Source organism: Streptomyces sp. NPDC045678 (assembly GCF_056432085.1).
This window is the reverse complement of record NZ_JBWKJS010000001.1, coordinates 921,756-948,511: the sequence shown is the minus strand read 5'-3', so window position 1 is coordinate 948,511 and position 26,756 is coordinate 921,756. Positions and strand designations below refer to the sequence as shown.

At 71.9% G+C, this 26,756-nt stretch carries 26 protein-coding genes; 16 read left to right on the top strand and 10 right to left on the bottom strand.

What is annotated here, in order from left to right:
* Window positions 1–5: 5 nt before the first annotated feature.
* Both AC07DO_RS04145 and AC07DO_RS04140 read right to left on the bottom strand, forming a co-directional pair.
* Window positions 6–1,538 (bottom strand): HtaA domain-containing protein, encoded by a 1,533-nt coding sequence (locus AC07DO_RS04145; protein WP_479056904.1) that lies wholly within the window; start codon window positions 1,536–1,538, stop codon window positions 6–8.
* A 63-nt stretch (window positions 1,539–1,601) separates the two neighbouring features.
* Entirely contained in the window at window positions 1,602–3,026 is a 1,425-nt protein-coding gene (locus tag AC07DO_RS04140; RefSeq protein WP_479056903.1) for an HtaA domain-containing protein, read from the bottom strand.
* 171 nt (window positions 3,027–3,197) lie between these two features.
* Between AC07DO_RS04140 and AC07DO_RS04135 the strand changes: the two genes are divergently transcribed.
* The 8 genes from AC07DO_RS04135 (at window position 3,198) to AC07DO_RS04100 (ending at window position 11,140) form a co-directional block, all read left to right on the top strand.
* Entirely contained in the window at window positions 3,198–4,217 is a 1,020-nt protein-coding gene (locus AC07DO_RS04135) for a heme/hemin ABC transporter substrate-binding protein (RefSeq protein WP_479056901.1), read from the top strand.
* The gene (locus tag AC07DO_RS04130) at window positions 4,214–5,311 is read left to right on the top strand and encodes a FecCD family ABC transporter permease (RefSeq protein WP_479056899.1); all 1,098 of its coding nucleotides are present in this window, start codon (window positions 4,214–4,216) and stop codon (window positions 5,309–5,311) included. The genes AC07DO_RS04135 and AC07DO_RS04130 overlap by 4 nt, the downstream gene beginning before the upstream one ends.
* A complete protein-coding gene (locus AC07DO_RS04125) occupies window positions 5,308–6,174 on the top strand; it encodes a heme ABC transporter ATP-binding protein (protein WP_479056898.1) in 867 nt (288 codons plus the stop codon). The genes AC07DO_RS04130 and AC07DO_RS04125 overlap by 4 nt, the downstream gene beginning before the upstream one ends.
* A gap of 186 nt (window positions 6,175–6,360) precedes the next feature.
* Window positions 6,361–7,536 carry an iron uptake system protein EfeO gene (efeO, locus tag AC07DO_RS04120; protein WP_479056896.1) on the top strand — a complete coding sequence of 392 codons (1,176 nt, stop codon included), beginning with the start codon at window positions 6,361–6,363 and terminating at the stop codon, window positions 7,534–7,536.
* Window positions 7,537–7,551: 15 nt separating this feature from the next.
* Window positions 7,552–8,790, top strand: coding sequence for an iron uptake transporter deferrochelatase/peroxidase subunit (gene efeB / locus AC07DO_RS04115; RefSeq protein ID WP_479056895.1), 1,239 nt, complete (start codon window positions 7,552–7,554; stop codon window positions 8,788–8,790).
* A gap of 4 nt (window positions 8,791–8,794) precedes the next feature.
* Window positions 8,795–9,655, top strand: a complete 861-nt coding sequence (gene efeU / locus AC07DO_RS04110) for an iron uptake transporter permease EfeU (protein ID WP_479056894.1) — start codon at window positions 8,795–8,797, stop codon at window positions 9,653–9,655.
* A 77-nt stretch (window positions 9,656–9,732) separates the two neighbouring features.
* On the top strand, window positions 9,733–10,071 hold the full coding sequence (locus AC07DO_RS04105; RefSeq protein WP_479056892.1) for a hypothetical protein: 339 nt from the start codon (window positions 9,733–9,735) through the stop codon (window positions 10,069–10,071).
* Between the two features lie 70 nt (window positions 10,072–10,141).
* Entirely contained in the window at window positions 10,142–11,140 is a 999-nt protein-coding gene (locus AC07DO_RS04100) for an SCO2278 family lipoprotein (protein ID WP_479056890.1), read from the top strand.
* A 19-nt stretch (window positions 11,141–11,159) separates the two neighbouring features.
* Here AC07DO_RS04100 and AC07DO_RS04095 read toward each other — a convergent pair whose 3' ends face one another.
* Complete coding sequence (locus AC07DO_RS04095) at window positions 11,160–11,897, bottom strand: bifunctional DNA primase/polymerase (protein WP_479056889.1); 738 nt, start codon at window positions 11,895–11,897, stop codon at window positions 11,160–11,162.
* Window positions 11,898–12,067: 170 nt separating this feature from the next.
* Here AC07DO_RS04095 and AC07DO_RS04090 point away from each other — a divergent pair, with 170 nt between their 5' ends.
* On the top strand, window positions 12,068–12,931 hold the full coding sequence (locus tag AC07DO_RS04090; protein WP_479056888.1) for a glycerophosphodiester phosphodiesterase: 864 nt from the start codon (window positions 12,068–12,070) through the stop codon (window positions 12,929–12,931).
* A gap of 26 nt (window positions 12,932–12,957) precedes the next feature.
* On the opposite strand, the gene AC07DO_RS04085 is transcribed toward AC07DO_RS04090, so the two are convergent.
* Window positions 12,958–13,602, bottom strand: coding sequence for a TetR/AcrR family transcriptional regulator (locus AC07DO_RS04085; RefSeq protein WP_479056887.1), 645 nt, complete (start codon window positions 13,600–13,602; stop codon window positions 12,958–12,960).
* A 130-nt stretch (window positions 13,603–13,732) separates the two neighbouring features.
* Between AC07DO_RS04085 and AC07DO_RS04080 the strand changes: the two genes are divergently transcribed.
* Window positions 13,733–13,915, top strand: coding sequence for a DUF6243 family protein (locus AC07DO_RS04080; RefSeq protein WP_479056886.1), 183 nt, complete (start codon window positions 13,733–13,735; stop codon window positions 13,913–13,915).
* Between the two features lie 140 nt (window positions 13,916–14,055).
* Complete coding sequence (ddaH, locus tag AC07DO_RS04075) at window positions 14,056–14,889, top strand: dimethylargininase (protein ID WP_479056885.1); 834 nt, start codon at window positions 14,056–14,058, stop codon at window positions 14,887–14,889.
* Here the strand turns inward: ddaH and AC07DO_RS04070 are convergent.
* Window positions 14,886–16,898 carry a glycoside hydrolase gene (locus AC07DO_RS04070; RefSeq protein WP_479056884.1) on the bottom strand — a complete coding sequence of 671 codons (2,013 nt, stop codon included), beginning with the start codon at window positions 16,896–16,898 and terminating at the stop codon, window positions 14,886–14,888. The two genes, ddaH and AC07DO_RS04070, sit on opposite strands and share 4 nt — an antisense overlap.
* A gap of 182 nt (window positions 16,899–17,080) precedes the next feature.
* Between AC07DO_RS04070 and AC07DO_RS04065 the strand changes: the two genes are divergently transcribed.
* Window positions 17,081–17,566, top strand: a complete 486-nt coding sequence (locus AC07DO_RS04065; protein ID WP_479056882.1) for a hypothetical protein — start codon at window positions 17,081–17,083, stop codon at window positions 17,564–17,566.
* A 1-nt stretch (window position 17,567) separates the two neighbouring features.
* Here the strand turns inward: AC07DO_RS04065 and AC07DO_RS04060 are convergent, their stop codons facing one another.
* The 4 genes from AC07DO_RS04060 to AC07DO_RS04045 all read right to left on the bottom strand — a co-directional run bounded on the left by AC07DO_RS04060 (window position 17,568) and on the right by AC07DO_RS04045 (window position 23,007).
* Entirely contained in the window at window positions 17,568–18,587 is a 1,020-nt protein-coding gene (locus tag AC07DO_RS04060; RefSeq protein ID WP_479056881.1) for a small ribosomal subunit Rsm22 family protein, read from the bottom strand.
* A gap of 274 nt (window positions 18,588–18,861) precedes the next feature.
* Complete coding sequence (locus AC07DO_RS04055; protein WP_479056880.1) at window positions 18,862–20,061, bottom strand: serine hydrolase domain-containing protein; 1,200 nt, start codon at window positions 20,059–20,061, stop codon at window positions 18,862–18,864.
* Window positions 19,992–21,290 (bottom strand): multidrug effflux MFS transporter, encoded by a 1,299-nt coding sequence (locus AC07DO_RS04050; RefSeq protein WP_479056878.1) that lies wholly within the window; start codon window positions 21,288–21,290, stop codon window positions 19,992–19,994. Before AC07DO_RS04050 ends, AC07DO_RS04055 begins: the two co-directional genes overlap by 70 nt.
* An 82-nt stretch (window positions 21,291–21,372) precedes the next feature.
* Complete coding sequence (locus AC07DO_RS04045; protein WP_479056877.1) at window positions 21,373–23,007, bottom strand: alkaline phosphatase D family protein; 1,635 nt, start codon at window positions 23,005–23,007, stop codon at window positions 21,373–21,375.
* A gap of 133 nt (window positions 23,008–23,140) precedes the next feature.
* On the opposite strand from AC07DO_RS04045, the gene AC07DO_RS04040 reads away from it, so the two are divergent.
* From AC07DO_RS04040 to AC07DO_RS04025, 4 genes are all read left to right on the top strand, one after another.
* Entirely contained in the window at window positions 23,141–23,962 is an 822-nt protein-coding gene (locus AC07DO_RS04040) for an SDR family oxidoreductase (RefSeq protein ID WP_479056876.1), read from the top strand.
* 141 nt (window positions 23,963–24,103) lie between these two features.
* On the top strand, window positions 24,104–24,613 hold the full coding sequence (locus tag AC07DO_RS04035) for a helix-turn-helix domain-containing protein (RefSeq protein WP_479056875.1): 510 nt from the start codon (window positions 24,104–24,106) through the stop codon (window positions 24,611–24,613).
* Window positions 24,614–24,722: 109 nt separating this feature from the next.
* Window positions 24,723–25,658: a GNAT family N-acetyltransferase gene (locus AC07DO_RS04030; protein ID WP_479056873.1), complete on the top strand. Its 936-nt coding sequence runs from the start codon at window positions 24,723–24,725 to the stop codon at window positions 25,656–25,658.
* A 159-nt stretch (window positions 25,659–25,817) separates the two neighbouring features.
* A complete protein-coding gene (locus AC07DO_RS04025) occupies window positions 25,818–26,288 on the top strand; it encodes a lamin tail domain-containing protein (RefSeq protein WP_479056872.1) in 471 nt (156 codons plus the stop codon).
* Between the two features lie 128 nt (window positions 26,289–26,416).
* Here the strand turns inward: AC07DO_RS04025 and AC07DO_RS04020 are convergent, their stop codons facing one another.
* Window positions 26,417–26,740, bottom strand: a complete 324-nt coding sequence (locus AC07DO_RS04020; RefSeq protein ID WP_479056871.1) for a nuclear transport factor 2 family protein — start codon at window positions 26,738–26,740, stop codon at window positions 26,417–26,419.
* Window positions 26,741–26,756 lie beyond the last annotated feature (16 nt).

Below are 26,756 nucleotides of genomic sequence, written 5' to 3'. Positions count from 1 at the left end.
TCGCATCACGCCGCTTCGGGACCCCGTCGCCGTCGCGCCACGACCACCGCGCCCGCGCCCGCCGCCAGCGCCAGGCCCGCCGCGCCGAGCAGCGCCGCCGAGGGGACGGAGGCGCCGGTGGCCGCGAGCGTGCCCGTGCCGCCGACCGTGTTCCCGCCGCCGACCGAGCCGGATCCCGTCGTGCCCGTGCCGCCCACCTCTCCGGCACCGGTCTCGCCGCCGGACTGCGGAAGGGTGGCGCCCGCCCTCACGGAGAGGGCGACCGTCACCGGGTCGAGCTTCTCGCCCGGCTTGTACGGGGAGCCGGTCGTGTCGTTGGCGAACTGTTCGGCGCCCGCCGCCGTGAGGGTCGCGGGCACCTTGTCGAGGTGCACGACGTCGTTCTTGGGCTTGTACGAGACCCCGGAGAGGTCGAGCGCGGCGAACTTCACGTCGTTGTTGGTGCCCTTGGGCGTGGTGACGTCGGCGAGCAGCGTGCCCTTGGCGCCGTTCGCCCGCACCTTGAGGTCGCTGAACTTCATGTCGATGCCGTGTGCCTTGTACGTGAAGCGGACGCTGCCGCCGAAGGAGGCGTCGATCTTCTTCGCGTCGGAGTCCAGGTCCGCCTTGGCGTAGGGGAACCGGTATCCGCTGGAGATCTTCTTCGCGCCGCCCGCGACGGTGGCCTCGCCACCGGTGGAGATGTACTTACGGAAGGACTCCTTCAGCCCCCAGGACAGGGAGCCGTCGACGACGCCGGCCGGTGCGGCGGCCTTGGAGACCTGGGGCCGTGCGTCCGCCGGCTGCCGCGACTCGGTGGCCTCGGGGCGCTCGGGGGGCTTCGGGTGCTTGGGACGCTTGGGCGTTTCGGCGGGCTTCGTCGGTTCGGCGGGCACGGTGGGCTCCTCGGGCGGCAGGGGCGCGCCCGGCGTCACCGTGAGCGTGGCCGGGTCCAGCTTCTCCCCCTTCTCGTACATGCCGTTGAACGCCTTGGCGCCCTTCTCGGTGAGCGTCGCCGGTATGTCCTTGAAGACCATCGCGCCGCCTTCGCCCCCGCCCCGCCCGGAGCCGACCGCGCTCAGGTCGAGCTGAGCGAAATCGATGTCGTTCTGCACGGCGCCGTTGAGCGTCACGTCGGCGCGGATGGCGCCGGTCCTCCCCTTCGTGCGGACCTTGACGTCGGCGATGCTGATGTCGAACTTGTGGAGCGTGGACGTGAAGCGGACGCTGCCCTTGAAGGCGGTGTCGACGGCGTGGGTGCCGGTGTCGTACGTCCCCTTGCCGCCGGAGAACGTGAACACCCCGTTGTCCGTGGCCTGCGTGGCACCGCCCTTGGCCTCGATCTTGCCGTGGGCCATGCCCATGACGTACGAGCGGAAGGACTGCTTCACACCCCATTGGAGCGTGCCGTCCTTCAGCTCCAGCTTCGGCGGGGCGGGCTTCTTGGCGCCGCCACCGTTTTCGGCGGCGAGCGCGGGCAGCGTCAGAACGCTCGCGCCGAGCGCGACGGCGGTCGCGACGGCTGCCGCGAGGGTCATGGGACGTCGGGTGGCGGCCATGATCAGGCTTCTCCTTGGGAGGGGGAGTGAGGGGGGAGAGGAGGAGAGGGGGGAGTCGGCGGGTCAGGGTGCGTCGGCGGGGGGCGTGCCCGTTCCGGCTGCCGCCCGCCTCTTGCGTACGACCCCGAGAGCGACCGCCGCGGCGAGCAGTACGGCGACGCCCGCGCCGACGCCGATGGGCACGGCGTTCGACGAGGAGTCGGCGGACTTCGCGGCGTTCTCGGTCTTCGGCCGCGCGTGGTTCTCCGGCGCCGGTTCCGGTGCCGCGGACGAGCCGAGGTCGGGCAGCGCGGGGAGCCTCGCCTCCGGGTCGAGGGCGACGGCGAGCGAGAGGGGGTCCATCGCGGATCCCTCCTTGTACATGCCGCCGAAGGCCTCGGCGCCCTCGGCGGTGAGCTTCGACGGCACCTCGGCGAGGGAGACGAGGCCGTCCTGCGGCTGCAACTCCTTCTCCGCCGCCGGGAAGGTGATCAGTGGGGCGTCCTTCAGGGTGGTGCCGCGGTCGCCCTTGCTGTCGACGTCCGCCGACAGCGTGCCCTTGCCGTCCTTCACCTCGACGGCGATCCCGGCAAGCGTCAGGTCGAGGCCGTGCGCGCCGGTGAAGCGCACCGATCCGGCGAAGTCCGCGGCGAGGGTGTGCTTCTTCTCGTCGTACGTGCCCTCGCCCCGCGGGAAGCGGAAGAGCGCGCCGCCGTCCTGGGCACCGGCGGACAGTTTCCACTCGCCCTTGGCGATGGGTCCGGTGACGTACTCGCGGAAGGTTCGGCGCACGCCCCAGTCGACGGCGGCGTTCTGGATGCGCCCCGCTTTCGCCTTCTTCTTCTCCTTCTCGGGTCCGGTCCTGGGCGCGGACGTCGCGACGAGGTCCGTCGACAGGCTGACCGGGTCGAGTGCGGTGCCCGCCGTGTAGTACCCGGCGAACGCCTTGGCGCCCTGTGACGTGAGCGTGGCGGGGAGGTTGTTGAGGGCGATCGGCCCCGTGCCGCCCTTCATGCCGATGCCGGAGACGTCGAGCGCGGCGAGCGGCACCTGCGGGGTCGAGGTGACCTTGCCGGTGCCCTTCTCCTTGCTCACCATGTCGGCGTAGAGCGTGCCGGAGCCGCCGGAGACCTTCACGGTGGGGCGGCTGATCGTGAGGTCGAGCGCGTACGAGCCGCCCTTCTTGTGCCCGGTGAAGCGCACCCCGCCCGAGAACCCGGCGCTGAACGCCCCGCTGTCCGGGTCGTACGCGCCCTTCGCCGAGTGGAAGCGGAACTGGCTGCCGCCGACCGTGGCGGCGCCCCCTCGGAGCGTCGAACCGCCTTGGGCGATGGGCCCGGTGACGTAGCTCTGGAAGGAGGACTTGATGCCCCAGTCGAGCCGGCCGCCCCGGACCGTGCGGTCGTCGGCGTGTGCGGCGGCCGCCGGGAGCAGGGCTCCGGCCAGTGCGGCGAGCGCCGCCACGGTTCCCGCGCGGCCGATGGCGCGCGCCTGTCCGGACGACGGCATGGGGGCTCCTCCAGGTCTGACAGGGCCTAGCTAATTAGGTAAGGCTAACCTAAACTGCGATCACTCCGGACTGGAAGACCGCAACCGGAATCCGGCCGGACCCGACAGGACCCGCGACCGGAACCGGCCCGGGGGCAGACCTTCAACCACGCGACAGGACGGTGGACTTCGGTGCGTAGGGCGCGCTCACTCCGTATCGCCGGCGCATGGGCCGCCGTGCTCGCGCTCGGCCTGACCGGGTGCGGGACGTCGGACGACGGCGGCGGGCGGACACCGAAGGCGGGTGCCGCGGCCACCGCGCCTGATCGGGTGGAACCGCTCGGAAACCGGCCGAAGGCCGAACTCCCGGCCACCGTCACCTCCGCCGACGGCCGCCGGGTGACGGTCAAGGACACCAGCCGCATCGTGCCGCTCACCGGCAGCCTGAACGAGATCGTCTTCACCCTGGGCCTCGGCAAGAACGTCGTCGCCCGCGACATCACCGCCACCTTCGAGCAGGCGGAGAAGCTGCCGGTGGTGACGCGTGCGCACGACGTCTCGGCGGAGAGCGTGCTCTCGCTCGAACCGACCGTCGTCCTCGCCGACTCCACCACCGGACCCGCCGAGGCCGTCGACCAGATCCGCGACGCGGGCATCCCCCTCGTCGTGTTCGACCCGGCGAAGGGTCTCGACGACGTGAGTCCGCGCATCGAGGCGGTGGCGAAGGCCCTGGGCGTCGAGAAGGCCGGCGCCGCGCTGACCGCGCGCACCGAGCGGCGGATCGACGCGGTCCGCGCGGACATCCCCGCCGGGACCCGCGGGAAGAAGCCGCGGGTCGCCTTCCTCTACCTGCGCGGCTCCGCCTCCGTGTACCTCCTGGGCGGACGAGAGTCCGGGGCGAGTTCGCTCCTGGAGGCGGCCGGCGCCGTCGACGCGGGCAGGGAGTCCGGGCTGAAGAAGGACTTCACCGCGATCACCAGTGAGGCGCTCGCCAAGGCCGCGCCGGACGCGATCCTCGTGATGACGAAGGGCCTTGACTCGGTGGGCGGCGTCGAGGGACTTCTGAAGGTGCCGGGCGTCGCCGAGACCCCCGCGGGCCTGGACCGTCGCGTCGTCTCCGTCGACGACGGCGTGCTCCTCAACTACGGGCCGCGGACCGACCGGGTCCTCGAGTCCCTGGTGAAGCAGTTGTACCCGGGCGGCTCCGCATGAGCCTGCTGACCAAACCCGGCACCCGGAGGACCACTCCCCCCACCGCGCGGGAATTCCCCCGTCCCCGCCGCGGCGCCGCGCTCCCGCTGACCGTCGGCCTCGTCGCCGCCCTCGTCGTCCTGTGTCTGCTCTCCGCCGGCATCGGCGCGTACGACATCCCGCTCGGCGACGTCGTCTCCTCCGTGCGGCACCGCACGGGGCTCGGCGGGTCCGCGCTCGACCGGGTCGGCGAGAGCGTGCTGTGGAACGTACGGCTGCCGCGCGTCGCGCTCGCCCTCCTCGTCGGCGCCTCGCTCGGCTGCGCGGGCGCGCTGATGCAGGGCGTGTTCGGCAATCCGCTCGCCGAACCCGGCGTCATCGGGATCTCGTCGGGCGCCGCCGTCGGCGCCGTCGCCTCCATCGCGCTCGGCTTCTCCTTCTTCGGGAACTGGACCGTCACCGTCTGCGCGTTCGTCGCCGGGCTCGCGACCGTCCTGCTCGTGTACGCCATGTCGCGCGAGGGCGGCCGCACGGAGGTCGTCACGCTGATCCTCACCGGCATCGCCGTGAACGCCTTCGCGGGCGCCCTCATCGGCCTGTGCGTCTTCGTCGCGGACAACGCGCAGATCAGCCAGATCACGTTCTGGCAGCTCGGCTCGCTCGCGCAGGCGACGTGGCCGAAGGTCCTCGCCGTGCTGCCGTGCGCGCTGCTCGGTCTCGCCGTCGCGCCGCTGTACTCCCGGAAGCTGGACCTCCTCGCGCTCGGCGAACGGCCCGCCAGGCACCTGGGCGTGGACGTGGAGCGGCTGCGGCTCGTGCTCGTCCTCATGGTGGCGCTGCTGACCGCGGCGGCCGTGTCCGTCGCCGGGATCATCACTTTCGTCGGCCTCCTCGTCCCCCATCTGCTGAGGATGGCCGCAGGCCCCGGGCACCGCTTCCTCGTGCCCGGGAGCGCGCTCGGCGGTGCGCTGGTCCTCGTCGCGGCCGATCTGGCCGCGCGCACGGTGGCCGCGCCCGCCGAGCTGCCGCTCGGCGTGCTGACCGCGCTCCTCGGCAGCCCGTTCTTCTTCTGGCTGCTGCGCAGGACCCGTCGCAGGCAAGGGGGTTGGGCATGATCGGGCAGTTGGGCAGGAGACTCCTCGGGGGCCGTGACCGGGCGCTGCCCGCGCAGGCCGCTCCGGGTGACGTCCTCGCGGAGGCCGAGGGGCTGCGGATGCGGCTCGGCGGGCGGGAGGTGCTCGGCGGGGTGTCGGGCGGAGTGTCGCTCGCCGCCCGCGCCGGCGAGGTGCTCGCCCTCGTCGGGCCCAACGGAGCGGGGAAGTCGACCCTGTTGGCCGCGCTCGCCGCCGACCTGCCGCCCGCCGAGGGGGTCGTACGCGTCGGCGGCAGGCCCGCCGCCGACTGGCCCGCCCCCGACCTCGCGCTGCGCAGGGCCGTGCTGCCGCAGTCCGCCGCGCTCTCCTTCCCCTTCCCCGTCGAGGACGTCGTCCGCATGGGCCGCGCGCCCTGGGCCGGGACCCGCCGGGCGGACGACGACCGGATCGTGCGCGAGGCGATGGCGGCCACCGAGGTCACGGAGTTCGCCGCGCGCCCCTTCTCCGCGCTCAGCGGCGGCGAGCGGGCCCGGGTCGCCCTGGCCCGCGTCCTCGCCCAGCGCGCCCCGCTGCTGCTCCTCGACGAGCCGACCGCCGCCCTCGACCTGCGCCACCAGGAACTGGTCCTGCGGATCTGCCGGGACCGGGCGGCGGCCGGTGACGCGGTCGTGGTGGTCCTGCACGATCTGGGGCTGGCGGCGGCGTACGCGGACCGGGCCGCGGTGCTGCGGGGCGGGACCGTCGCGGCGGAGGGCGCCCCCGGCGACGTATTCGAGGAGGCGCTGCTCTCCGAGGTGTACCGGCAGCCCGTCGAGGTCTTCCCGCATCCGCGCACCGGCGCCCCCGTGGTCGCTCCGCTGCGAAGCCCGCACACCCCCGCTTGACCGTTGCTTTGCCTGGTCATGGGTGATCCATCAGGCGGCTGTGACCGGGCCGTGAGCGGTGAGGGAACGTGAGAGCTGAATCACGGAACGGGCGGGTATTACCGAGGTAAGGCTCAGTTAAGTTAGGTCCGCCTCGCCCGCCGGTGGCGGGGCCGGCGCCCGCCGTGAACCGTCTTGGAGCCACCTATGCGACCCGTGCGATTCGCCCGTGTCCCCGTCGTCACCGCGGTCGCCGCCGCGGCCGCCCTGACCGCCGTCACCGGCTGCACGGAGAAGAGCGACGCCAAGAGCGGCGGGGCGAACAGCGTCAGCGTGACCGCCACCGACGACACGTGCGAGGTCTCCAAGAAGGAGCTCTCCGCCGGACACGTCGAGCTGGCCATCGAGAACAAGGGCTCCAAGGTCACCGAGGTCTACCTCCTCTTCCCCGACGACCGCATCGTCAGCGAGCGCGAGAACATCGGCCCCGGCACCAAGCAGAAGCTGACCGCCGAGGTGAAGGCGGGCTCGTACGACATCGCCTGCAAGCCCGGCATGAAGGGCGACGGCATCCGCCAGAAGGTCACCGTCACGGGCGGCGGGAAGACCGCGAAGCGCGACCCGCGCCTGGACAAGGCCGTCGCCGAGTACCGCGCCTACGCGCAGGCGCAGGCCGACGAGACGCTGCCCGCCACGAAGACCTTCACCGACGCCGTGCGCAAGGGCGACCTGGACGCGGCGAAGAAGGCGTACGCCACCTCCCGCATCGGCTGGGAGCGCACCGAGCCGGTCGCCGAGTCCTTCGGTGACATCGACCCGAAGGTCGACGTGCGCGAGGACGGCCTCGAAGAGGGCCAGGACCTGGAGAAGGACTGGACGGGCTGGCACCGTCTGGAGCGCGCGCTGTGGAAGGACAAGAAGATCGGCAAGCGTGAGAAGGCGCTCGCCACGCAGCTCGACAAGGACCTCCTCGACTGGCAGAAGCGGGTCGGCAAGGCAGTGATCACGCCGACCTCGATGGCCAACGGCGCCAAGGAGCTCCTCGACGAGGTCGCCACCGGCAAGGTCACCGGCGAGGAGGAGCGCTACTCGCACACCGACCTCGTCGACTTCAAGGCCAACGTCGAGGGCGCCCGCAAGTCGTACGACCTGCTGAAGCCGGTCGCCGCCGAGAACGACCCGAAGCTCACCAAGGAGCTCGACAAGCAGTTCGCGGCCCTGGACAAGCTCCTGGAGAAGCACCGCGAGGGCGGGGCGGGCTCCTACGCGTTCACGTCGTACGACAAGGTCGGCAAGGCGGACCGCAAGGAGCTGCACGACGGCGTCAACGCGCTGGCCGAGCCGCTGTCGAAGCTCGCCGCCGCCGTCGCCGAGTCCAAGTAGCGGCAAGGGAGAACGATGGCTGAGACCACCACATCGAGGCGTTCCGTGCTCGGCTGGGGCGGTGCCGGGCTCGCGCTCGGCGCGGCCGCGGCGGGCGGCGCCGTGGCGATGGCCCGGTCCGGCGACGACGTGGCGCCCGCCGCCGAACCGGGGGCCGCCGTCGCCTTCCACGGCGCGCACCAGGCCGGCATCGCCACCGCCGTCCAGGACCGGCTGCACTTCGCGGCGTTCGACGTGAAGACGGCCGACCGGGAGGAGTTCGTGCAGCTCCTCAAGGACTGGACGAAGGCCGCGGCGAGGATGACCGCGGGCCACGCGGTCGGCGAGGGCGCGTACGGCGGACTCGCCGAGGCGCCGCCGGACGACACCGGCGAGGCCCTCGGTCTCAGGCCGTCCCGGCTCACCCTCACGATCGGCTTCGGCCCGTCCCTGTTCGGGAAGTTCGGGCTCGGCGACCGGCGCCCCGAGGCGCTCGTCGACCTCCCCAAGTTCCCCGGCGACAACCTCGACAAGGCCCGCAGCGGCGGCGACCTGTGCGTGCAGGCCTGCGCGGACGACCCGCAGGTCGCGGTGCACGCGATCCGCAACCTCGCCCGCATCGGCTTCGGCAAGGTCGCGGTGCGCTGGTCCCAGCTGGGCTTCGGCAAGACCTCGTCGACGACGCCGGACGCCCAGACGCCGCGCAACATGATGGGCTTCAAGGACGGCACGCGGAACATCGCGGGCACCGACGCCGCCGCGCTCGACCGGCACGTGTGGGTCGGTCCGAAGGACGGCCCGGAGTGGATGACGGGCGGCTCCTATCTGGTGGCCCGCCGGATCCGCATGAACATCGAGACGTGGGACCGGACCTCGCTCCAGGAGCAGGAGGACGTCTTCGGCCGCGACAAGGGCGAGGGCGCACCGGTCGGCAGGGCCAAGGAGCGGGACGAGCCGTTCCTGAAGGCGATGAAGCCGGACGCGCACGTGCGCCTCGCCCACCCCGACACCAACGGCGGGGCGACGATCCTGCGCCGCGGCTACTCCTTCACGGACGGCACCGACGGCCTGGGCCGCCTGGACGCGGGTCTGTTCTTCCTCGCGTACCAGCGGGACGTCCGCAAGGGCTTCATCCCGGTGCAGCGCGGTCTGTCGCGCTCCGACGCGCTCAACGAGTACATCCAGCACGTGGGTTCCGCGGTCTTCGCGGTCCCGCCGGGCGTCCGCGGCACGGACGACTGGTGGGGCAGGGGCCTGTTCACCGGGGAGGCGTGAGCCGATGTTCGGCAACTATCTGATCGGCCTGCGCGAGGGCCTCGAGGCCAGTCTGGTCGTCTGCATCCTCATCGCGTACCTGGTGAAGACCGGGCGGCGGGACGCGCTCGTCCCCATCTGGGCCGGCATCGGTGTCGCGGTGGCGCTCGCGCTCGGCTTCGGCTGCGCGCTCACCTTCGGCTCGCAGGAGCTGACGTTCGAGGCGCAGGAGGCGCTCGGCGGCTCCCTGTCGATCGTCGCGGTGGGCCTGGTGACGTGGATGGTCTTCTGGATGCGGCGCACGGCACGGCACTTGAAGGCCGAGCTGCACGGCAAGCTGGACGCGGCCCTGCAGATGGGCACAGCCGCGCTGGTGGCGACGGCGTTCCTCGCGGTGGGCCGCGAGGGCCTGGAGACGGCGCTGTTCGTATGGGCCTCGGTACGGGCGTCCAGCGACGGTTCGCACGCCCCGCTGATCGGCGTGGTCCTCGGGCTGCTGTCCGCGGTCGCGCTCGGCTGGCTGTTCTACCGGGGCGCGGTCCGCATCAACCTCGCGAAGTTCTTCACCTGGACCGGCGCGATGCTGGTCGTCGTGGCCGCGGGCGTCCTCGCGTACGGCGTGCACGATCTGCAGGAGGCCCGGTTCGTCGGCGGTCTGGGGGACAAGGCGTTCGACATCAGCGCGACGATCCCGCCGGACAGCTGGTACGGCACGCTCCTGAAGGGCGTCTTCAACTTCCAGCCCGACCCGACGGTGCTGCAGGTCGTGGTGTGGCTGCTGTACCTCGTCCCGACGCTGGCGTTCTTCTTCGCGCCGACGCGGTCCGCGCGGTCGACGCCCCGCAAGGGCACGCCGGAGAGGGCAACAGTTCCGGAACAGGGTTGATCGGGACTCGTCAAGTCGCAAAGGGTTGTGCCTATGATCGGCGCGTTCATCAACCGATCAACGTACGGGGAAGCTCCATGCGTAACTCCCGGTTCGGGAAGAGCCTTGCCACGCTGACCGCGGCGACCGCCGTGGCGCTCGGCGCCTCGCTCATCACCGCTCCGACCGCCTCGGCGGTCGGCGGCAGCGCCTGCACCAAGAACGTCAAGAACCACAACATGATGGTCATCAACGTGGGCGCCACCGCGTACTCGGGCCCCGGCACGAGCTACAGCAAGCGTAAGCGCCTCGAGTGGTTCGACAACGTCTACGTCCGCTGCTACACGGTGAAGCGCAACACCCAGTGGTACTACGGCGACCTGCCCCGCACCAGCAAGCGCGGCTGGGTCAACGCGCAGCTCCTCCAGGAGATCTGACCCGCACCACGCACCCCTTCCCGGGCCCGATAAGGTTCGGGCCCGGGAAGGGGTAGGTGAAGGAATTCCGATGAGCAACGTTCGCAGGGCCCGGCGTCTCCGCGGGCCCGTCATGGCGTCGGCGGCGGTGACGGCACTCGCGCTCGCGGCGAGCGGATGCGTGACCGTCCACGGTGAGCGGGAGATCGTTCCCACGGCCACCGAGCCGGAGGCGGAGCGCGCCCTCAAGGACTTCCTCAAGGCGTACAACGCGGCGGACAAGGCGTACGACCCGGCGCTCGACGCCCCCCGCATCACGGGACCCCTCGGCGCCATCAATCAGGGCGGCCTGAAGTCGCGGCGCGTGCAGCACCCGGACGGCAACGCGGGGCACGTACCGCTCGAACTCTCCGACGCCACGTACTCGATCCCCAAGAAGGCCGGCTGGCCGCGCTGGTTCATGGCCGACACGAAGGCCAACCGCCGCTCGGACCTGCGCTGGCTGTGGGTGTTCACGAAGAGCGGCCCCGACCAGCTGTGGCGGGCCACCTATCTGAACCTGGTCTCGCCGCAGAAGATGCCGAAGCTGAAGAAGGACGGGGACGGCTGGGCCGTGCCGGTGGCGCCGACCGCGAAGGACCTGGCGATGGCCCCCTCCGACCTCGGCGAGGAGTACACGACGTATCTCAAGTCGGGCGGCGACGGCTTCGCGCCCGGCGATCACACGACGCGCTGGAAGGCGTTCCGCGAACGCAACAGCAAGCGGGCCGGTCTCGCCGTGCAGTACGTCGACGAGCCGCGGAACGACGGCGCGTTCGCGCCGCTGGGCCTGCGCACCGAGGACGGCGGCGCGCTGATGTTCTTCTCCACGCACCACTACGAGAAGCAGACCGCCTTCAAGGGCCTGAGCCCGAAGGTCGACGCGGACGCGAAGGCGCTGCTCAAGGGCACGGTGCGGCAGAGCCTGATGCTGGAGCGGGTCTCCAACCAGGTGGTCGTCGACCCGCAGAAGAACGCGCGGGGCGCGGACGGCGGCAAGGTGGCGTTCCTGGGCCGCATCCAGGGGCTGACGGCCGCGAAGGGCGAATAGGGCCTGGCCGGGTGTCCGGTCAGCCCCGCAACGGCCAGGCCGCGATGTCCTGTTGGGGCTCTCCCGCGACCCTTGCGCACTCGTCCGTGAGTGTCGCGAGGAGCGTCAGCGGGTCGGGCAGCGGGTGCTCGGGGCCGCGCAGCCAGCGCACCTCCAGGTCACCGGGGAGCCGGGCGGGCGGCACCAGGACGTAGGAACCCCGGCAGTGCCAGCGCAGGCCCGGGTGTTCGTCCATCGTCTCGGGGTGGCAGTCCAGCTCGCAGGGCCACCACTCGTCCTCGTCCTCGGGGGTGCCGCGGGTCGCGGTGAAGAAGAGGAGCCTGCCGTGTCCGTTGCTGCCGCCCGACTCGGCGACGGGGCCGACCTCGATGCCGGCCGCGAGGAGCCGCTCCAGGGCTTCGAGGCCCGCGTCCAGCGGTACGTCGAGAACGTCGTGGACCATGCCGGTCGCGGTGATGAAGTTGGCCTGGGGCTGGTGGCGGGCCCACCGCTCGATCTGGCCGCGGTCGGTCGTGGACTGCGTCTGCCAGGCGAAGGAGACGGGGTGCCGGGCCGGTGTGGGGCAGCCGATGCGGTCGCAGGAACATCGGTACCCCGACGGATGCGCGGCGGGCGCGAGGGGCAGCCCGGCCCCCGCGGCGGCGAGGAGCAGCTCCTCGCGGGCCCGGTCATCCGCCGACGTGTCCTTGGGGCGCCGTCGGAGCCACTGGGAAATCCTGCCCTGTCCGCCGGACCGGCTGCCGAACTCCGCGCCCATCTAGCCCCTCACCTCGCCGTTGTGCCGAAAGCATGACCCATGGTCCCACCATCCTGCGCCTCCGGGGGCCGGAGCTCACATCCGGGGTCTCCGGGGGTGATGCCAGCCTGTGGGTGACTTAGCGGTCTATTTCAGTGCAAGGAGTGATGTACCGGCCTACCGTGGGCGCCATGGTCATTAGGACTGTGCTGACGGGCCTCACGGCGCTCACCCTCACGGCACCGAACGGCTTCCTCGCCCCGATCGAGTGGGGCGGCGGGCCCCTGACCGTGGACGCACTCCCCCGCGTCGTCTACACGGCGCACCGCGGCGGAGCCCTGGAGGTACCGGAGAACAGCATGTCGGGCCTCCTGGCGGCCTTCAAGCGCGGCACGGCCCAGGTCATCGACTTCGATACGCGGATGCTGCGCGACGGCACGCTGGTGGTCATGCACGACGAGACCGTGGACCGCACCACGTACGCGTCGGGTCCGGTCCGCGACATGGACCGGTGGGACTGGCTGGCCATCCGGCTGCGGCCGGAGACCGCGCTGCCGGGCCACTGGCGCCCGGAGCGGCCGCCGACGGTCACGGAGGTCCTCGACCGGTTCGGCGGGAAGATCATGCTGATGCTGGAGGCGAAGGATCCCAAGAGCCTCGGTCCGCTGGCCCGGCTGATCCGCTCGCGCAAGCTGACCCGCTCGGTGTTCGTGAACACCAACGATCCGGTGGTCGCACGGCGCGCCCACCGGCTGGGGCTGCTCGCCCAGCTGTGGCGCTCCAGGAGGCAGATGCTCACCGACCGTCCCGAGGGGTGGGCGGCGTTCGTGGACGTCCTGGACGTGGACTACAAGGCACGCGACGGCGACCTGCTGCGCGCGGTCAACTCGGGCATCCCCCGGGTGTGGGCGCACACGGTGACCACTCCGAAGCAGCGCGACCGGGTGCTGTGGCTCGGCTGCAACGGCGTGATCACGGACGCCCCGGGCCTGCTCTCGCGCCGGCCGGTCAAGAAGTACAAGCCGGTGAAGGTGGGCGGGCCCGTCAGGCGCTGAGCCCGTCCTTCGCGGTCCGGGCCGGGTCAGGGCGTCCGGGGGCGCGGGGTGATGCCGTAGAGGGCGTACTCCACGAGCGTGTCGGCGTAGGCGTGGGTGAGCGGGCCCGAGCGCATCATCCAGCGCTGGGCGAGCGGGCCGGCCCACAGTTCGAGGGCGATGCGGGGGTCGATGCCGGGGGCGACCTGCCCGGCGTCGCGGGCCTGCTCCAGGCGCTTCACGTAGAGCTGGAGCTGCGGTTCCAGGAGCTTCTCGACGAACTCGGCGCCCAGTTCGGGGTTGAGCAGCCCCTCGGCGGCGAGCGCGCGGTAGGGGGCGTCGTACTTGGCGTCGTTGAACTCGTCGACGGTGGCCCGCAGCACGTACTTGAGGTCGGCCTCCAGGTCGCCCGAGTTCGGGATCTCGGTCCGGATCTCGGCCTGGCCCGCGTTCTCGCTCGCGGCGCGGGCGGCCTGTTCGCCGAGGTCGAGGAAGGCGTCGAGCAGGACGGCGCCCTTGGACGTCCACCAGCGGTAGATCGTCTGCTTGCCGACGCCGGCGCGGGCGGCGATGGCCTCGATCGTGAGCTTCGCGTAGCCGACCTCGGTGACGAGGGCGAGGGCGGCGTCGTAGATCGCGCGGCGCGAACGTTCGCTGCGGCGCGTGGAGTCGGGGGCAGTCTTCTGGGCCATGCGTCGAATGTAGCAGCGGGCGAACCGAGACGTCCCGTCTTGACAAGACGTTCCGTCTCGTTGATAGTGGTCGCTGTCGCGAGACGATACGTCTCGCTGAACGTCTCGACACACGCTGGAGGAGCACGACATGACCCGAGGTGGATCCGGAAACATGCTGGGCGTCGGCGGCACCCGCAGCAACCTCTCCCGCGGCGCACTGCGCGGCGCGGGCCACGGCGGCCGCGTCGGCGGCGCGCTCGACGCACAGGAGCAGAAGCGTGAGCTGCTGCGCAAGCTGCGGGAGGGCCGCGAGGCGCACGGCAGGCCGTGAGGCATGGCACGGGTGGTGCGGTGACCATGCCGGTAACCACCCGTTCGGTGCACAGCGCGAAGGCTCCTCACACCGCACTATGGGCATCAACTGCCCCACCAAGGGCAGCACATGACCCTGCGGTACGTGAGGAGCCTTCTTTGTCCCGCAATCCTCGCTCTCCTCGGCGCGCCACACCCCGGCGCTATCTGATGTGCCCACCGGCACACTTCAAGGTCACCTACTCCATCAACCCCTGGATGGACCCCGCCAAACCGGTCGACGTCCCCCTCGCCATCGCCCAGTGGGAGGTCCTGCGCGACCGCTACCGCTCGCTCGGCCACACCGTCGAGGAGCTCACCCCCCAGCCCGGTCTGCCGGACATGGTCTACGCCGCGAACGGCGCGACCGTCGTCGGGGGCCGCGTGCTGGGCGCCCGCTTCGCCTACGCCGAGCGCGAGCGGGAGGCCGTGGCCCACCTGGAGTGGTTCCGCGCCCACGGCTTCACCGAGATCCACGAACCCGTCCACATCAACGAGGGCGAGGGCGACTTCGCCGTCACCTCCTCCTACGTGCTGGCCGGACGCGGCTTCCGGGCCAGTCCGCTCTCCCACGGCGAGGCACAGGAGTGCTTCGGCCGCCCGGTCATCGGCCTCGACCTCATCGATCCGCGCTATTACCACCTGGACACCGCGCTCGCCGTCCTGGACGACGCGGCGGACGACGTCATGTACTACCCGCCCGCCTTCTCGCCCGGCAGCCGCGCGGTCCTGCGGCGGCTCTTCCCCGACGCGCTGATCGCGGACGAGCCCGACGCCGTGGCGCTCGGGCTCAACGCCGTCTCCGACGGCCTCCACGTCCTGCTTCCGCAGGCCGCGGCGGGGCTCTTCGAGCCCCTGCGCGAGCGCGGCTACGAACCCGTCCCGATGGATCTGAGCGAACTGCTCAAGGGCGGCGGCAGCGTGAAGTGCTGCACGCAGGAGCTGCGGAGCTAGCTCTTCCGCAGCTCGGCCGGGCAGAGCCGGCGCGGCTCGTCGTCGCCCTTGAGGCGGGCGTCGACGCAGCCGCCCGGCAGCCCGGCGTGTGCCGTGGTGCCGAAGTTGGCCGTGACGGTCAGCGTGCCCCCGCCGAACACCGTGCGCTGGACCGTGTGGTCGGCGGTCAGGCGCCGGTAGGAGGTGAGGGGCTCGGTGCCCGCGGCCTTGTGCAGCGGCGCGAAGTACTGCTGGAGCGAGGCCAGTTCGGCGCCGTGCTTCTTCAGGGACGGGCCGTCGAGGACGTAGTTGAGAGGGATGTTGTAGAGCATCGCGGTCAGCGCGCGGTCGGTCTTCTGGTCCGGCAGCTTCTCGTACGAGAGCTCCCAGCGCTCGGCGTTGACGAGGGAGCCGTGCAGCGCGGTCTCGTACAGCGGTACGCGGTAGCGCGGGTCGTACATCGCCTTGGCGAGGTCGGCGGGCAGGCCGACCGGCTTGAAGAAGATGCCGGGTGCGGCCTCCGGGTAGTAGCCGCCCCACTTCTCGCGGTCCTTCTGGAGCGCCCACAGTCCGTCGGCGGCCGGGGTGCCCGCGCCGTGGTCGAAGGCGAGGGCCCGGTTCGCCCAGGCTCCGGCGGTCTCGGAGCCGAGGACGAGGCCGCCCTTGCCGTGCTCCGCGATGCGCTTCATCCGCGCGAGGCGGTTCGTGCGGTCCTTCGCCTTGGTCATGCGGTGGCCCTCGGCGTGGTCCCTGAAGAGTTCGCCGGTGGCGTCCACGTCGAGGAAGTAGCTGTCGGCGCCGTTGGCGACCATGGAGCGGGTGCGGTCCGCGAGGTGGTGCTCGCGCGGTTCGGCCCGCTCGAAGGCCTGGGAGCTGAGGTAGCAGCCGCGGCCGCCGAAGCCGGTCTCCGGCTTGCCCTTCGCGTCCCGCACGCAGTAGTCGGGATAGACGGTGCCCGGCCAGGCGGAGGTGGGGCTGTCGGCGCTCTTCGGGTCCTGGCCGTTGGCGAAGGAGTCGTAGGGGCCGACGAGGTAGCCGGCCTTCTTGGCCGCGCTCACCGCGGCCTTGTCCATGGGGCCCGGGCCCGCGTCGTAGCCGAGCCACATCCGGTCGACGCCGAGCTTGCGGAGCTGTTCGACGCCCTCCGCCGTGCGGGCGGTGCCCCAGGTGTAGGCGTGGAAGGCGCCGAGGAGCTTCTCCGTGGCCGGGTTCTTCGCGATCTTCCGCTTCAGGCTGCCGAGGCGGCCGCGTTCGGCGAGGTAGGAGCGGTAGTCGGCGGCGGGCGCGACCGCGTCGCCGTCGGTCAGGGCGAACGTGACGGTGTAGTCGCGGGTGCCCTCGCCGCGGTCGAAGGTGTGCTCGGCGGTGGTGCGCAGCCTCCCGCGGTCGGCGGTGAAGCCGAGGTCCGTGCCGATGTCGGTGGGGGTGAGGTAGCTGACGCCGGTGTGCCTGCCGAGGGAGTAGCCCCACAGCGGCAGGGTCAGGCCCTCGCTCATGTCGACGGTGCTGCCCGCGAGTTGCCCCTTGCCCTTGGTCCAGAACGTGTCCTTGACGGGTATGTCCAGGCCTTCGCCGCGGGGCAGTTGCAGGGACGACGCGGAGGCGTCGGTGCCGGTGACGGGCCAGTTGAGCCTGGTGTCGCGGTGCGCCTTCATGCTGAGGGAGAGGCGGCCGTGGTCGGTGCGCGCGGTGATGTCGATGCCGCGCTCGGGGTAGCTCCAGCGGGCCCGGTCCTTGCCGGTACGGGTCACGGGGCCCGGCTTGCCGAGGTCGGTGCCCGCGGCGTCGGAGAGGGTGAGGTCGTGTCCCGCGCCGGTGCGGGCGCGGACGGCGAGCGTGGCGGTGTCGACGACCGCGGTGCCGCCGTCGAGGGAGAGTTCGACGTCGCGGCCGTGCGGCTCCTCGGCCCCCGCGGTGAAGGCGTAGGTGGTGGCTCCCGCGGCGGCGACCGCCAGGACGATGGACAGGGCGAGGAAACGGGTCTCCGACCGCCTGCGGGCGTGGCCGGGAGAACTGCTCTTGTTCGGCATGGAGTAGTGGATAGTCGCCGCCTCTAAGAACCTTTTAAGAACAGGGGGCGGTTCCCGCGAGGGCAGGGTCGGTTCAGCCATCTGGCTGACTTCGTGCTAACAATACGAACGCAACACCACAACCAAAAAGTTGGGCCCACCAGGGCCCAGGGGGAAGAAGAGGTATCAGCGCAGTGAACCGCATGCGCACGTCCGCCGCAGTTCTGGCCACCGCGGGGGCGCTCACCGCCGCTCAGCTGGGCCTGGCCGGGTCCGCTTCCGCGGCGTCCGGGCCGACCGTCAAGTCCGCGCCGCGGGCCGTCAACGGCTGCCCGATCGACATCGTCTACCCGAAGCGCTTCTCGTACGACCGGTACGGGAACGTGACCAACGGGGGCCTGTACTTCGGCATCAAGAGCAAGACCACCAAGAGCATCAAGAAGGTCACCTTCACGGTGACCAACACCAAGAACGTCCGCTTCAAGAGGGCGACGCCGACGGGTGGCAAGATCACCCACCGGACGACGAAGACCGTCTCGGTCTACGACAAGACCTTCAAGGGCAAGGCGAAGCTCGGCTTCAAGGTGCAGACCCGGCTGCTCAACACCCGTTCGTTCGGTGTGAAGTTCACCCTGCGCGGGTCCGGCTGGAACTGCTCGGCGAACCAGGGGACCTGGGGCCCGAGGTAGTTCACTCCGCGGACGGGGGCGGCCACGCGTCGCCCCAGTCCGCGTCGCGCGCCGCGCGGTAGAGGGGGCCGTGGCGTTTGGTCACGGTCTCCCTGCGCAGCGCCTCCTCGGGTCCGCACAGGTCGAGGAGGACCTGGCCCTTGCGGATCTGCGGGCGGCGCACGACGCGCGAGGGCGCGGGGTCCGGGTCGAAGCGGACCGCGGCGACGTAGCTGAACTTCTCGTCCTCGTACGCCAGGGAGCCGCCCTTGACCCGGCGGTGCAGGGACGACCTGCTGACGCGGGCGGAGAAGTGGCACCAGTCCGTGCCGGGCTCGATGGGGCAGGCCGCGCTGTGCGGGCAGGGCGCGGCGATGCGGTAGCCCGCGGCGATGAGCCGGTCGCGTGCCTCGATGACGCGCTCGTAGCCGTCGGGGGTGCCGGGCTCGATGACGACGACGGCCTGTTCCGCCGCCTCGGCGGCGGCGTCGACGACGGAACGCCGGTCGGCCTCCGTGAGCTCTCCCAGGACGTACGACACCGTGACGAGATCAGTGCTCTCGATCGCGAGCGCCGCTCCGATACGAGAGCGCTGCCACTGGACGCCGCGCAGCTGAGGCGCCGCGTCGGCCAGTTCCCGGCCCAGCGCGAGCGCGGGCTCGGCCCAGTCGAGCACCGTCACGGGCCGCTCCCCCGCCCAGGTCGCCGCGACCGCCCACGTCGCCGCGCCGGTCCCGCCGCCCACGTCCACGTGACGTCCGGGCGCCCATCCCTCCGGCGCCGCGTCCGCGAGCGCGCCGAGCGCGGCCCGGACCGCCTCGAACGTCGCGGGCATCCGGTACGCGGCGTACGCGACGACGTCCGCGCGGTCCCGCAGAATCGGCGCGTCGGTCGGGGTCCGCCCCCGATAGTTGGCGATCAGCCGCTCAACGGCCTGTGCCGCCTGCCGCGGCGGAAGACCGTCCAGAAGCCCGGCGAGGGCGGCACGCAGGGTCTCGGCCGGGGATGCGGCGGCCGTGGCCTGGGGGGTGGGGGCGTTCACCCGGTGATTCTACGGGGCACGGTGCGTCTGCCCGGCTCGGGCCGTTCAGCGGGTGCGGGCCCGTCGTGGCCGCTCGCGCAGTTCCCCGCGCCCCTAAAACACCCCCGGCACCGCCGGCAGGGGCTGCCTGGGGGCGCGGGGAACTGCGCACAGCCCCGCAGGGGCTGTTTGGGGGCGCGGGGAACTGCGCGACCAGCCACCTACGGCCCGCAGCCGCCGACGCTGCCCAGCCGGGCAGACGAGCCCGCGGCACCGCCTCCGAGCAAGCGCAGCGCTACCGCCCCCGCGCCGCCCGCGCGAGCCGCGTGGCCGCCGCGGCCCGGGGCGCGTTGTCGGCGGGGCGGCGGCGCGGATGGACCGTGTTGGCGAGGAGGACCAGGAACGTGTCCGTCGACGGGTCGAGGACCAGCGATGTGCCGGTGAAGCCCGTGTGGCCGGCCGCACCGCGCCCCGCGAGCTCCCCCATGAACCACGGCTGGTCGATGCCGAAGCCGAGTCCCGTGCCCGCGAGCATCAGCTCGACGAAGTCGGGGCCGAGTATGCGGGCCCTGCCGTACGAACCGCCGCACAGCAGCGTGCGGCAGAGCACCGCAAGGTCGCGCGCGGTCGAGAAGAGCCCGGCGTGCCCGGCGACGCCGCCGAGCGCCCACGCGTTCTCGTCGTGGACGGTGCCGCGCAGCATCCCCCGGTCGGCCTTCGCCCAGGGCCTGCGCTGGTCCTCCGTCGCGGCCGCGTCGGGGCACGGTCCGAAGCCGGTGGCGGTCATGCCGAGCGGCCGGGTGATGCCCTCGCGGACGAGGTCGTCGAGGGGGCGGCGGGTGAGGCGCTCCAGGATGTGCTGGAGGAGCAGCATGTTCAGGTCCGAGTAGACGTACTCGCCGGGTTCGGTGACGGGCGCCTCGGCACGCAGGGCCGCGAGGCGTGCGGCGGCGTCCGGGCAGTCGTACAGCGGCAGCTCGGGCCGCAGCCCGGAGGTGTGGGTGAGCAGCTGGCGCACCGTGATCCGGTGCTGGGCGGCGGCCGTGAACTCGGGAACGTACGCCCCGACGAGCGCGTCGATGCCGAGCGTGCCGCGCTCCAGCTGTTGCACGGCGGCCACCGTCGTGAAGAGCTTGGTGAGCGAGGCCAGGTCGAAGGGGGTGCCGGTGCGCATCGGCACCCGCCATTCGGGGGGCAGCTCGACGCCCCTGTCGGTCACCGGATCGTACGAGGCGTAGCGCACCGCCCAGCCCGCCGCCTCCTCCGCCGCGATCACGGGCCCGCGGCCGACGAGGACGACGGCGCCCGCGCACCACGGCCGGGGCCCGCGCGTCAGGTCGGCCACCTCGGCGACGAGGCGGCCGATCTCGTCGGGGTCGAGGCCCGCGCGGTCCGGGGTGCCGGGGCGCAGGAGTCTGGGTGCGCTCAGTGGTCCGCCTCCGTCGCGTGCGTCGTGGGTCCGTGCTGCCAGGGGCGGCACAGTCCTACGAAGCATGCGATGGCTGCCACCGCGCAGGCCAGTTGGACGACGGCCATCGGGACGGCCGTGTCCTCGCCCGCGATGCCGACGAGCGGCGAGGCGATGGCGCCTACGAGGAAGGAGGAGGTGCCGAGCAGCGCGGAGGCGGAGCCCGCGGCGTGCGGCGTGCGGAGCAGCGCGAGGGACTGGGTGTTGGGCAGGGTGAGGCCCATCGACGACATGAGGACGAAGAGGCCGGCGGCGACGGGGAGCAGGCCGACGTCGCCGAAGACGCCGGTCGTCATGAGCAGGAGCGCCGTCGCGGCCGTGGTGATCATGGCGAAGCCGACGGCGAGGACCTTGTTGAGGCTGGTGCGGCCGACGAGGATCTTGCCGTTGATCTGGCCCGCGGCGATCAGTCCGACGGAGTTGACGCCGAAGAGGAGGCTGAAGGTCTGCGGGGACGCGCCGTAGATCTCCTGGATCACGAAGGGCGAGGCGGAGATGTACGCGAAGAGCGCGGCGAACGCGAAGCCGCCCGCGGTCATGTAGCCGGCGAAGACGCGGTCGGCGAGGAGCGACTTCATGGTGCGCAGCGCCTCGACGGTGCCGCCGCTGTGCCGCTTCTCGGGGGCGAGGGTCTCGGGGAGGCGGCGCCAGACCAGCAGGGTCAGGGCGGTGCCGACGACCGTGAGGACGACGAAGATGCCGCGCCAGTCGGTGAAGCGGAGTACCTGGCCGCCGATGAGGGGCGCGGCGACGGGGGCGACGCCGGAGATCAGCATCAGGGTGGAGAAGAAGCGGGCCATCGCCACGCCGTCGTACAGGTCGCGGACGATCGCGCGGGCGATGACGATGCCGGCGGAACCCGCGAGGCCCTGGAGCAGGCGGAAGCCGATGAGGAGTTCGACGGTGGGGGCGAAGGCGCAGGTCGCGGTGGCGATCACGTAGACGAGCAGGCCGACGAGGAGCGGGCGGCGGCGGCCCCACTTGTCGCTCATGGGGCCGACGACGAGCTGGCCGAGCGCCATGCCCATGAGGCAGGCGGTGAGGGTCAGCTGGACGGTCGCGGCCGGGGAGCCCAGGGCGTCGGTGACCTCCGGCAGTGCCGGCAGGTACATGTCCATGGAGAGCGCGGGGACGGCGGTGAGGCCGCCGAGCACGAGGGTGACCAGGGCTCCGGTACGGCGGAGGGCGGCGGAGCCTGATGGCTCCGCCGCCTTCGGTATCGGATGGTCTTCGGTGGCCTGCCCGAGTTCAGGCATCGCGCCCCTCCCAGTCGCTGCGTTTCGCCTCTGCCGGCTTCTATCGTCGCAGCTGTGGGTGGGTGGTTCGGACCGCTTTCCGCTACGCCGGGTGCAGGCCCGGGTTTCCCGCCTCCGTCACGAAGGACGCCGCCGTGCTGATGGGGGCGCCCGGCTTCGTGATCACCGGGACCGTCTTGAAGTCGGCCAGCGCGGAGTCGCGGTCGAGGGCGACGGTCACGTAGCCGCGGCGGCCGTTGTAGAACTTCATGTGCGGGTTGGCCTTCATGAGCGTGTCCCAGTTGGCCGGCTTGTCCGCGCCGTCCTTGCCGCTCGCGATGGACGTGGCGACGATCTCCGTGCCGACGTTCTTCGAGGACGGGTCGTCGAAGTCGTCCTTGATGTCGAAGGCGTAGCCGACGTGTACGTCGCCGGTGAGGACCATGAGGTTGTCGAGGCCCGCGGCCTCGGCGCCCGCGAGGACCCGCTTGCGGGAGGCGCGGTAGCCGTCCCAGGCGTCCATGGAGAGCTTCGCCCGCGCGTTGAGGTCCAGCCTGCGCTGGGAGAAGGCGACCTGCTGGGGGACGACGTTCCACAGGGCGTGCGAGCGGCGCCAGCCGTCGAGGAGCCAGCGTTCCTGGGTGGCGCCGGTGATGGTGCGCGCCGGGTCGTCCGACTCGGGTCCCGGGACGTGGGCCGTGTCGCCGTAGGCCTGGTCGGAGCGGTACTGGCGGGTGTCCAGGATGTCGAACTGGGCGAGCCTGCCCCAGGTGAGCCGCCGGTAGAGCTGCGCGTCCGGTCCGCTCGGCAGCTGCGAACGGCGCAGCGGCTGGTTCTCCCAGTAGGCGCGGTAGGCGGCGGCGCGGCGGAGCAGGAACTCGGCCGGCGGGTCGTCGTTCTCGGAGATGTCGTCGGCGTAGTTGTTCTCGGTCTCGTGGTCGTCCCAGGTGACGACGAAGGGGTGCGCGGCGTGTGCGGCGCGCAGGTCGGGGTCGTGCTTGTAGAGGGCGTACCGCAGGCGGTAGTCCTCCAGGGTCTTCGTCTCCTTGTTGAAGTGCGCGGGCAGCGTGCGGTCGGTGTAGTTGCGGGCGCCGCCGACCGCGTTGACCGCGTACTCGTAGAGGTAGTCGCCGAGGTGGAAGACGACGTCGACGTCGTCCTGGGCGAGGTGCTTGTACGCGGTGAAGTAGCCGTCGTGGTACGCCTGGCAGGAGACGGCGGCGAGGGTGAGGCTGCCGGCGCGGGTGGCCGGGTTGGGCGCGGTGCGGGTGCGGCCCGTCTCGCTGATCCAACTGCCGGTCCTGAAGCGGAAGTAGTACGTGCGGCCCGCCTGCAGGTGGTCCGCCTCGACGTGCACGGTGTGGCTGTACTCGGGGTGCGCGGTGGCCGTGCCCCGTCTGACGACGCGCCGGAACCGGGCGTCGTGGGCGACCTCCCACCGGACGGTGACGCGCTGCTGGGGGAGACCGCCGCCGGGCTCGTAGGGGGCGGGGGCGAGGCGGGTCCAGAGCAGGACCGAGGCGGGCTGCGGGTCGCCCGACGCGACGCCGAGGGTGAAGGGGTTGTCCGCGATGCGCCGGGCGTCGAGCTCGGCGGCGGCCGCGACACCCGTTGTGGGCAGGTTGGTCGCGAAGGCGAGTGCTGCGGCGGCGCCGGTGGCGGTGAGGAAACGGCGGCGTCCCAGGTGCTGGGCCGCGGCCCGGATCTCGGGTGCGTGCTGCTGGCCTGCGTTGGTCATGTGGCCCTCCCCTGACGATTGGTGTCAGGGGCATGGAAGTGGTGGGGGACGACGCGCGACTGTCGCGTACACAACACCCATATGGCGGGCGGATGATGTCCGCGTGGACGCCCCTCCCGTACGCTGCGGGGCCATGAACGCTGAGCGAACTGCCCCATCGAACGCGTCGGGGACCACCCCTTCCGGAGCCTCGGCCAAGGTCGCCGTAGTGACCGGCGCCGGGTCCGGAATCGGCCGCTCCGTCGCCCTCGAACTGCTCGCCGCGGGGTGGTACGTGGCGCTCGCGGGTCGCCGCACGGAGACCCTTGAGGAGACGGCGTCCCTCGCGGCGGCCGGGTCCGGCGCGCGGGACGACGCCGTCGTCTGCGTACGTACGGACGTGTCCCGCCCCGAGGACGTGGCGGCCCTCTTCGCCCGCGTCGGCGACCGCTTCGGCCGCCTGGACCTCCTCTTCAACAACGCCGGCACGTTCGGCCCCGGCGGCGTCCCGGTCGAGGAGCTCCCCTACGACGCGTGGCGCCACGTCGTCGACACCAACCTGAACGGCGCGTTCCTGTGCGCGCAGGCGGCGTTCCGCCGGATGAAGGAGCAGGACCCGCAGGGCGGCCGCATCATCAACAACGGCTCCATCTCGGCCCACGCCCCCCGCCCGAACTCCGTGGCCTACACGGCGACGAAGCACGCCCTGACCGGCCTGACCAAGTCCCTCTCCCTGGACGGCAGGCCCTACCGCATCGCGGTCGGCCAGATCGACATCGGCAACGCCGCGACCGACATGACCGAACGCATGCAGTCCGGAATCCTCCAGGCGAACGGCGAACTGGCGAGCGAGCCGGTGATGGACGTGCAGGACGTGGCCCGCACGGTGCGCCACATGGCGGAACTGCCCCTGGAGGCGAACGTCCAGTTCGCGACGGTGCTCGCGACGAACATGCCGTACGTCGGCCGGGGCTAGCCGCGCACATCGGGCTGCGAGGCCCGCTCCTTGGCCTCATGGCGGGGCGGCACCATCGTTCCGTTTACAGAACGTTCTGGTTATGGAACGCTGGCCGTGTCACGGCCGATGCGCCAACGGCGCAGCAAGGGGCGGAGATCTGTGGAACTGACCCAGGAGGTGGGCGCGCGGCTGCGCCGTCTGCGCCAGGACCGCGGGCTTTCGCTGTCGGAGCTGGCCCGCCGCTCCGGCGTCGGCAAGGGCACGCTCTCGGAACTGGAGACCGGCCGGCGCAATCCGACTCTGGAGACGCTGTACGCGCTGACCACGGCCCTCGATGCGCCGCTGAGCACGGTCGTCGGCCCCGCCCCGGTGCAGGGCGCGGCGGTGCACGCGGTGTTGATGGACCGCGTGCAGGACGCGGCCGCGGTGTCGGAGGTGTATCGCATCCGCATTCGGAGCGGCGCGGTGCAACGCTCGGCCGCTCATGTGCCGGGCACGGAGGAGCACATGGTGGTCCTCAGCGGCACGGCCCGGGTCGGTCCCGCCTCCGCTCCGCTCGAGGTGTGCCCGGGCGGCGACGCCCGGTGGGCGGCGGACGTACCGCACCTGTACGAGGCGGTGGGGACGGATGTGGAGGGGGTGTTGGTGGTGCGTTACCCGGCGGAATGAAGGGCCGATGCCCCACGCCGCACCGTCCTCGGCCGGACCTGCCGGTGCCCCTGAGTGACGACTTCACGCAAGGCCGGCTACGTCATCGAGAGAAGGATGATCACGGTACATGCCTATACGTATCGCGCGCCCAGACGAACTGCCCGCCCTCGTTCAGCACTCCGAGCAGCCCGAGCGCAACGCCGGGACGGCCGCCTACCTCACCGACCTGCTCGCCAAGAAATGCACCCGCCCGGAGTGGTGCCTGGTCGTGGAGGACGAGGCCGGCCGGCTCACCGCGGCCACCGCGCTCTGGGCCTTCCCCGGGAACGACGTCCCGACGGCCCTGGTGCTCCTCGAGGCACCGTGGGCCGAACCCGGCCTGACCACCGGCCGGGAACTGCTTGCCGAGGCCGTCGCCCTGGCCGGCTCGCTCGGCGCCGGGGAGTTGGAACACGTCATCGACTCGCCGGCGCAGCCGCCGCAGTTCCAGACGGAGCCGGAACGGCGCGCCGAGCTCCTCCGTCTGGCGGGCTTCGAGCACGCCCGGGAGGGTCGCCGCTTCCGACGCCGCTCCGGGGCGGAACTCACCTCGCACGACGACCGGTTGAACTGGCGTTCCCTGCCCGACCTGGGCCGTGAGCCGTTCATCGCCCTCCTCGCCGACGCGCTGCCGACCAGCGCCGACGCCCGCCTCGGCGCCGAGGTCGCCCGGCACGGCGCCCGGCGTGCCGCGGAGGGCCTCTTCACGGACATGGAGGAGTTCGCGTACGAACCCCGGTGGTGGGAGATCGGCTACGCCCCGGACGGCACGCCGGCCGCCCTCAGCCTCCCCGCCCGCAACCCCTCGACCGCGGTGATCGGCCTGGTGGCCGTGGCTCCCGCATGCCGCGGCAACGGCTACGCGACGGCGGTGGTGGCCCGCGGCACGCGGCTGCTGGCGGAGGCGGGCGCCGAGGAGATCCGCGGCGACTGCGACGCGGCCAACACCGCCATGATCATGGCTTTCGAACGGGCGGGCTACGAGAACTTCGCCGACCGCCAGGAGTTCATCCGCCGATGGTGAGCGGGGACCGCTCCCGCGCCGTGCCGAACGCCGAGCGGCCCCTCTCCGGCGCGGCCGCGAGATCTCCACAAGTGGAATAGGAACTACCGCATCAATCAAGGTCAGTGCTCCCCTTATGCTCAGTTCCTCTCCACGAGAACTTCACACTTGGAGCACTCCTTGCGCATACGCACCACGGTCCCCGCCGTCCTCGCCACCGCCGCCCTGTCGGTGTCGCTGCTCGCCGCGTCCCCCGCGTCGGCGGCGACGGCCCGCCACCAGGGCGGGCTGCACCTCGGGACCATTCAGTACGACAGCCCGGGCCGGGACACCCGTTCGAACTCCTCGCTGAACGCGGAGTGGGTGAACCTCCACAACAGCAGCCGCTCGGCGATCCAGCTCAAGGGCTACAAGCTGAAGGACAACACCGGCTACACGTACACCTTCGGCAGCTACAAGATCGGCGCCGGCAAGACCGTCAAGGTCCGCACCGGCAAGGGCTCCGACGCGTCCGGCGTGCGCTACTGGGGTCGCACCAACTACGTCTGGAACAACACCGGCGACCAGGCCCGCCTGATCAAGCCCAGCGGCTCGCAGCTCGACTCCTGCAAGTGGACGCGGCTCGCCTCCGGCTCCATCAGCTGCCACTGACCACCATCAGGGGGTGGGGGGAAGGGCGACCGCTCCGCGGCGGGGCCCCGCGGTGGGGGCCGCGGGAACGAGCCGCGCCGCGGAACGGTCGCCCTGCGACAGCGGCCCGAGGACGAGGACGAGGACGGTCAGGCCTGGCCCGTCTCGAAGCGGGTGATCTTTCCGTCGTCGACGGTGAAGTACCACTTTGTACGCATCTCGCCCCACGTGTCGTTGCGGTACGAGGCCGTCAGCACACGGCCGCCGTCCGACTCCGACTCGACGTCCATGTGGCCGTTGGACGAGAAGATCTCGCGGTCCGTCCAGTCTGCGATGTCCCGGTCGGTGCCGTCGTCCGCCATGGTCGCGCCGGGCGCGAGCAGGGCGTCGAAGGCGGCCTTGTCGTGGGAGTTCACCGCGGTCACGAAAGCGCGGACCGTGGGGTCGGCGAGACGGTTCACCTGGATGCTCATGGCCTCACCGTCACAC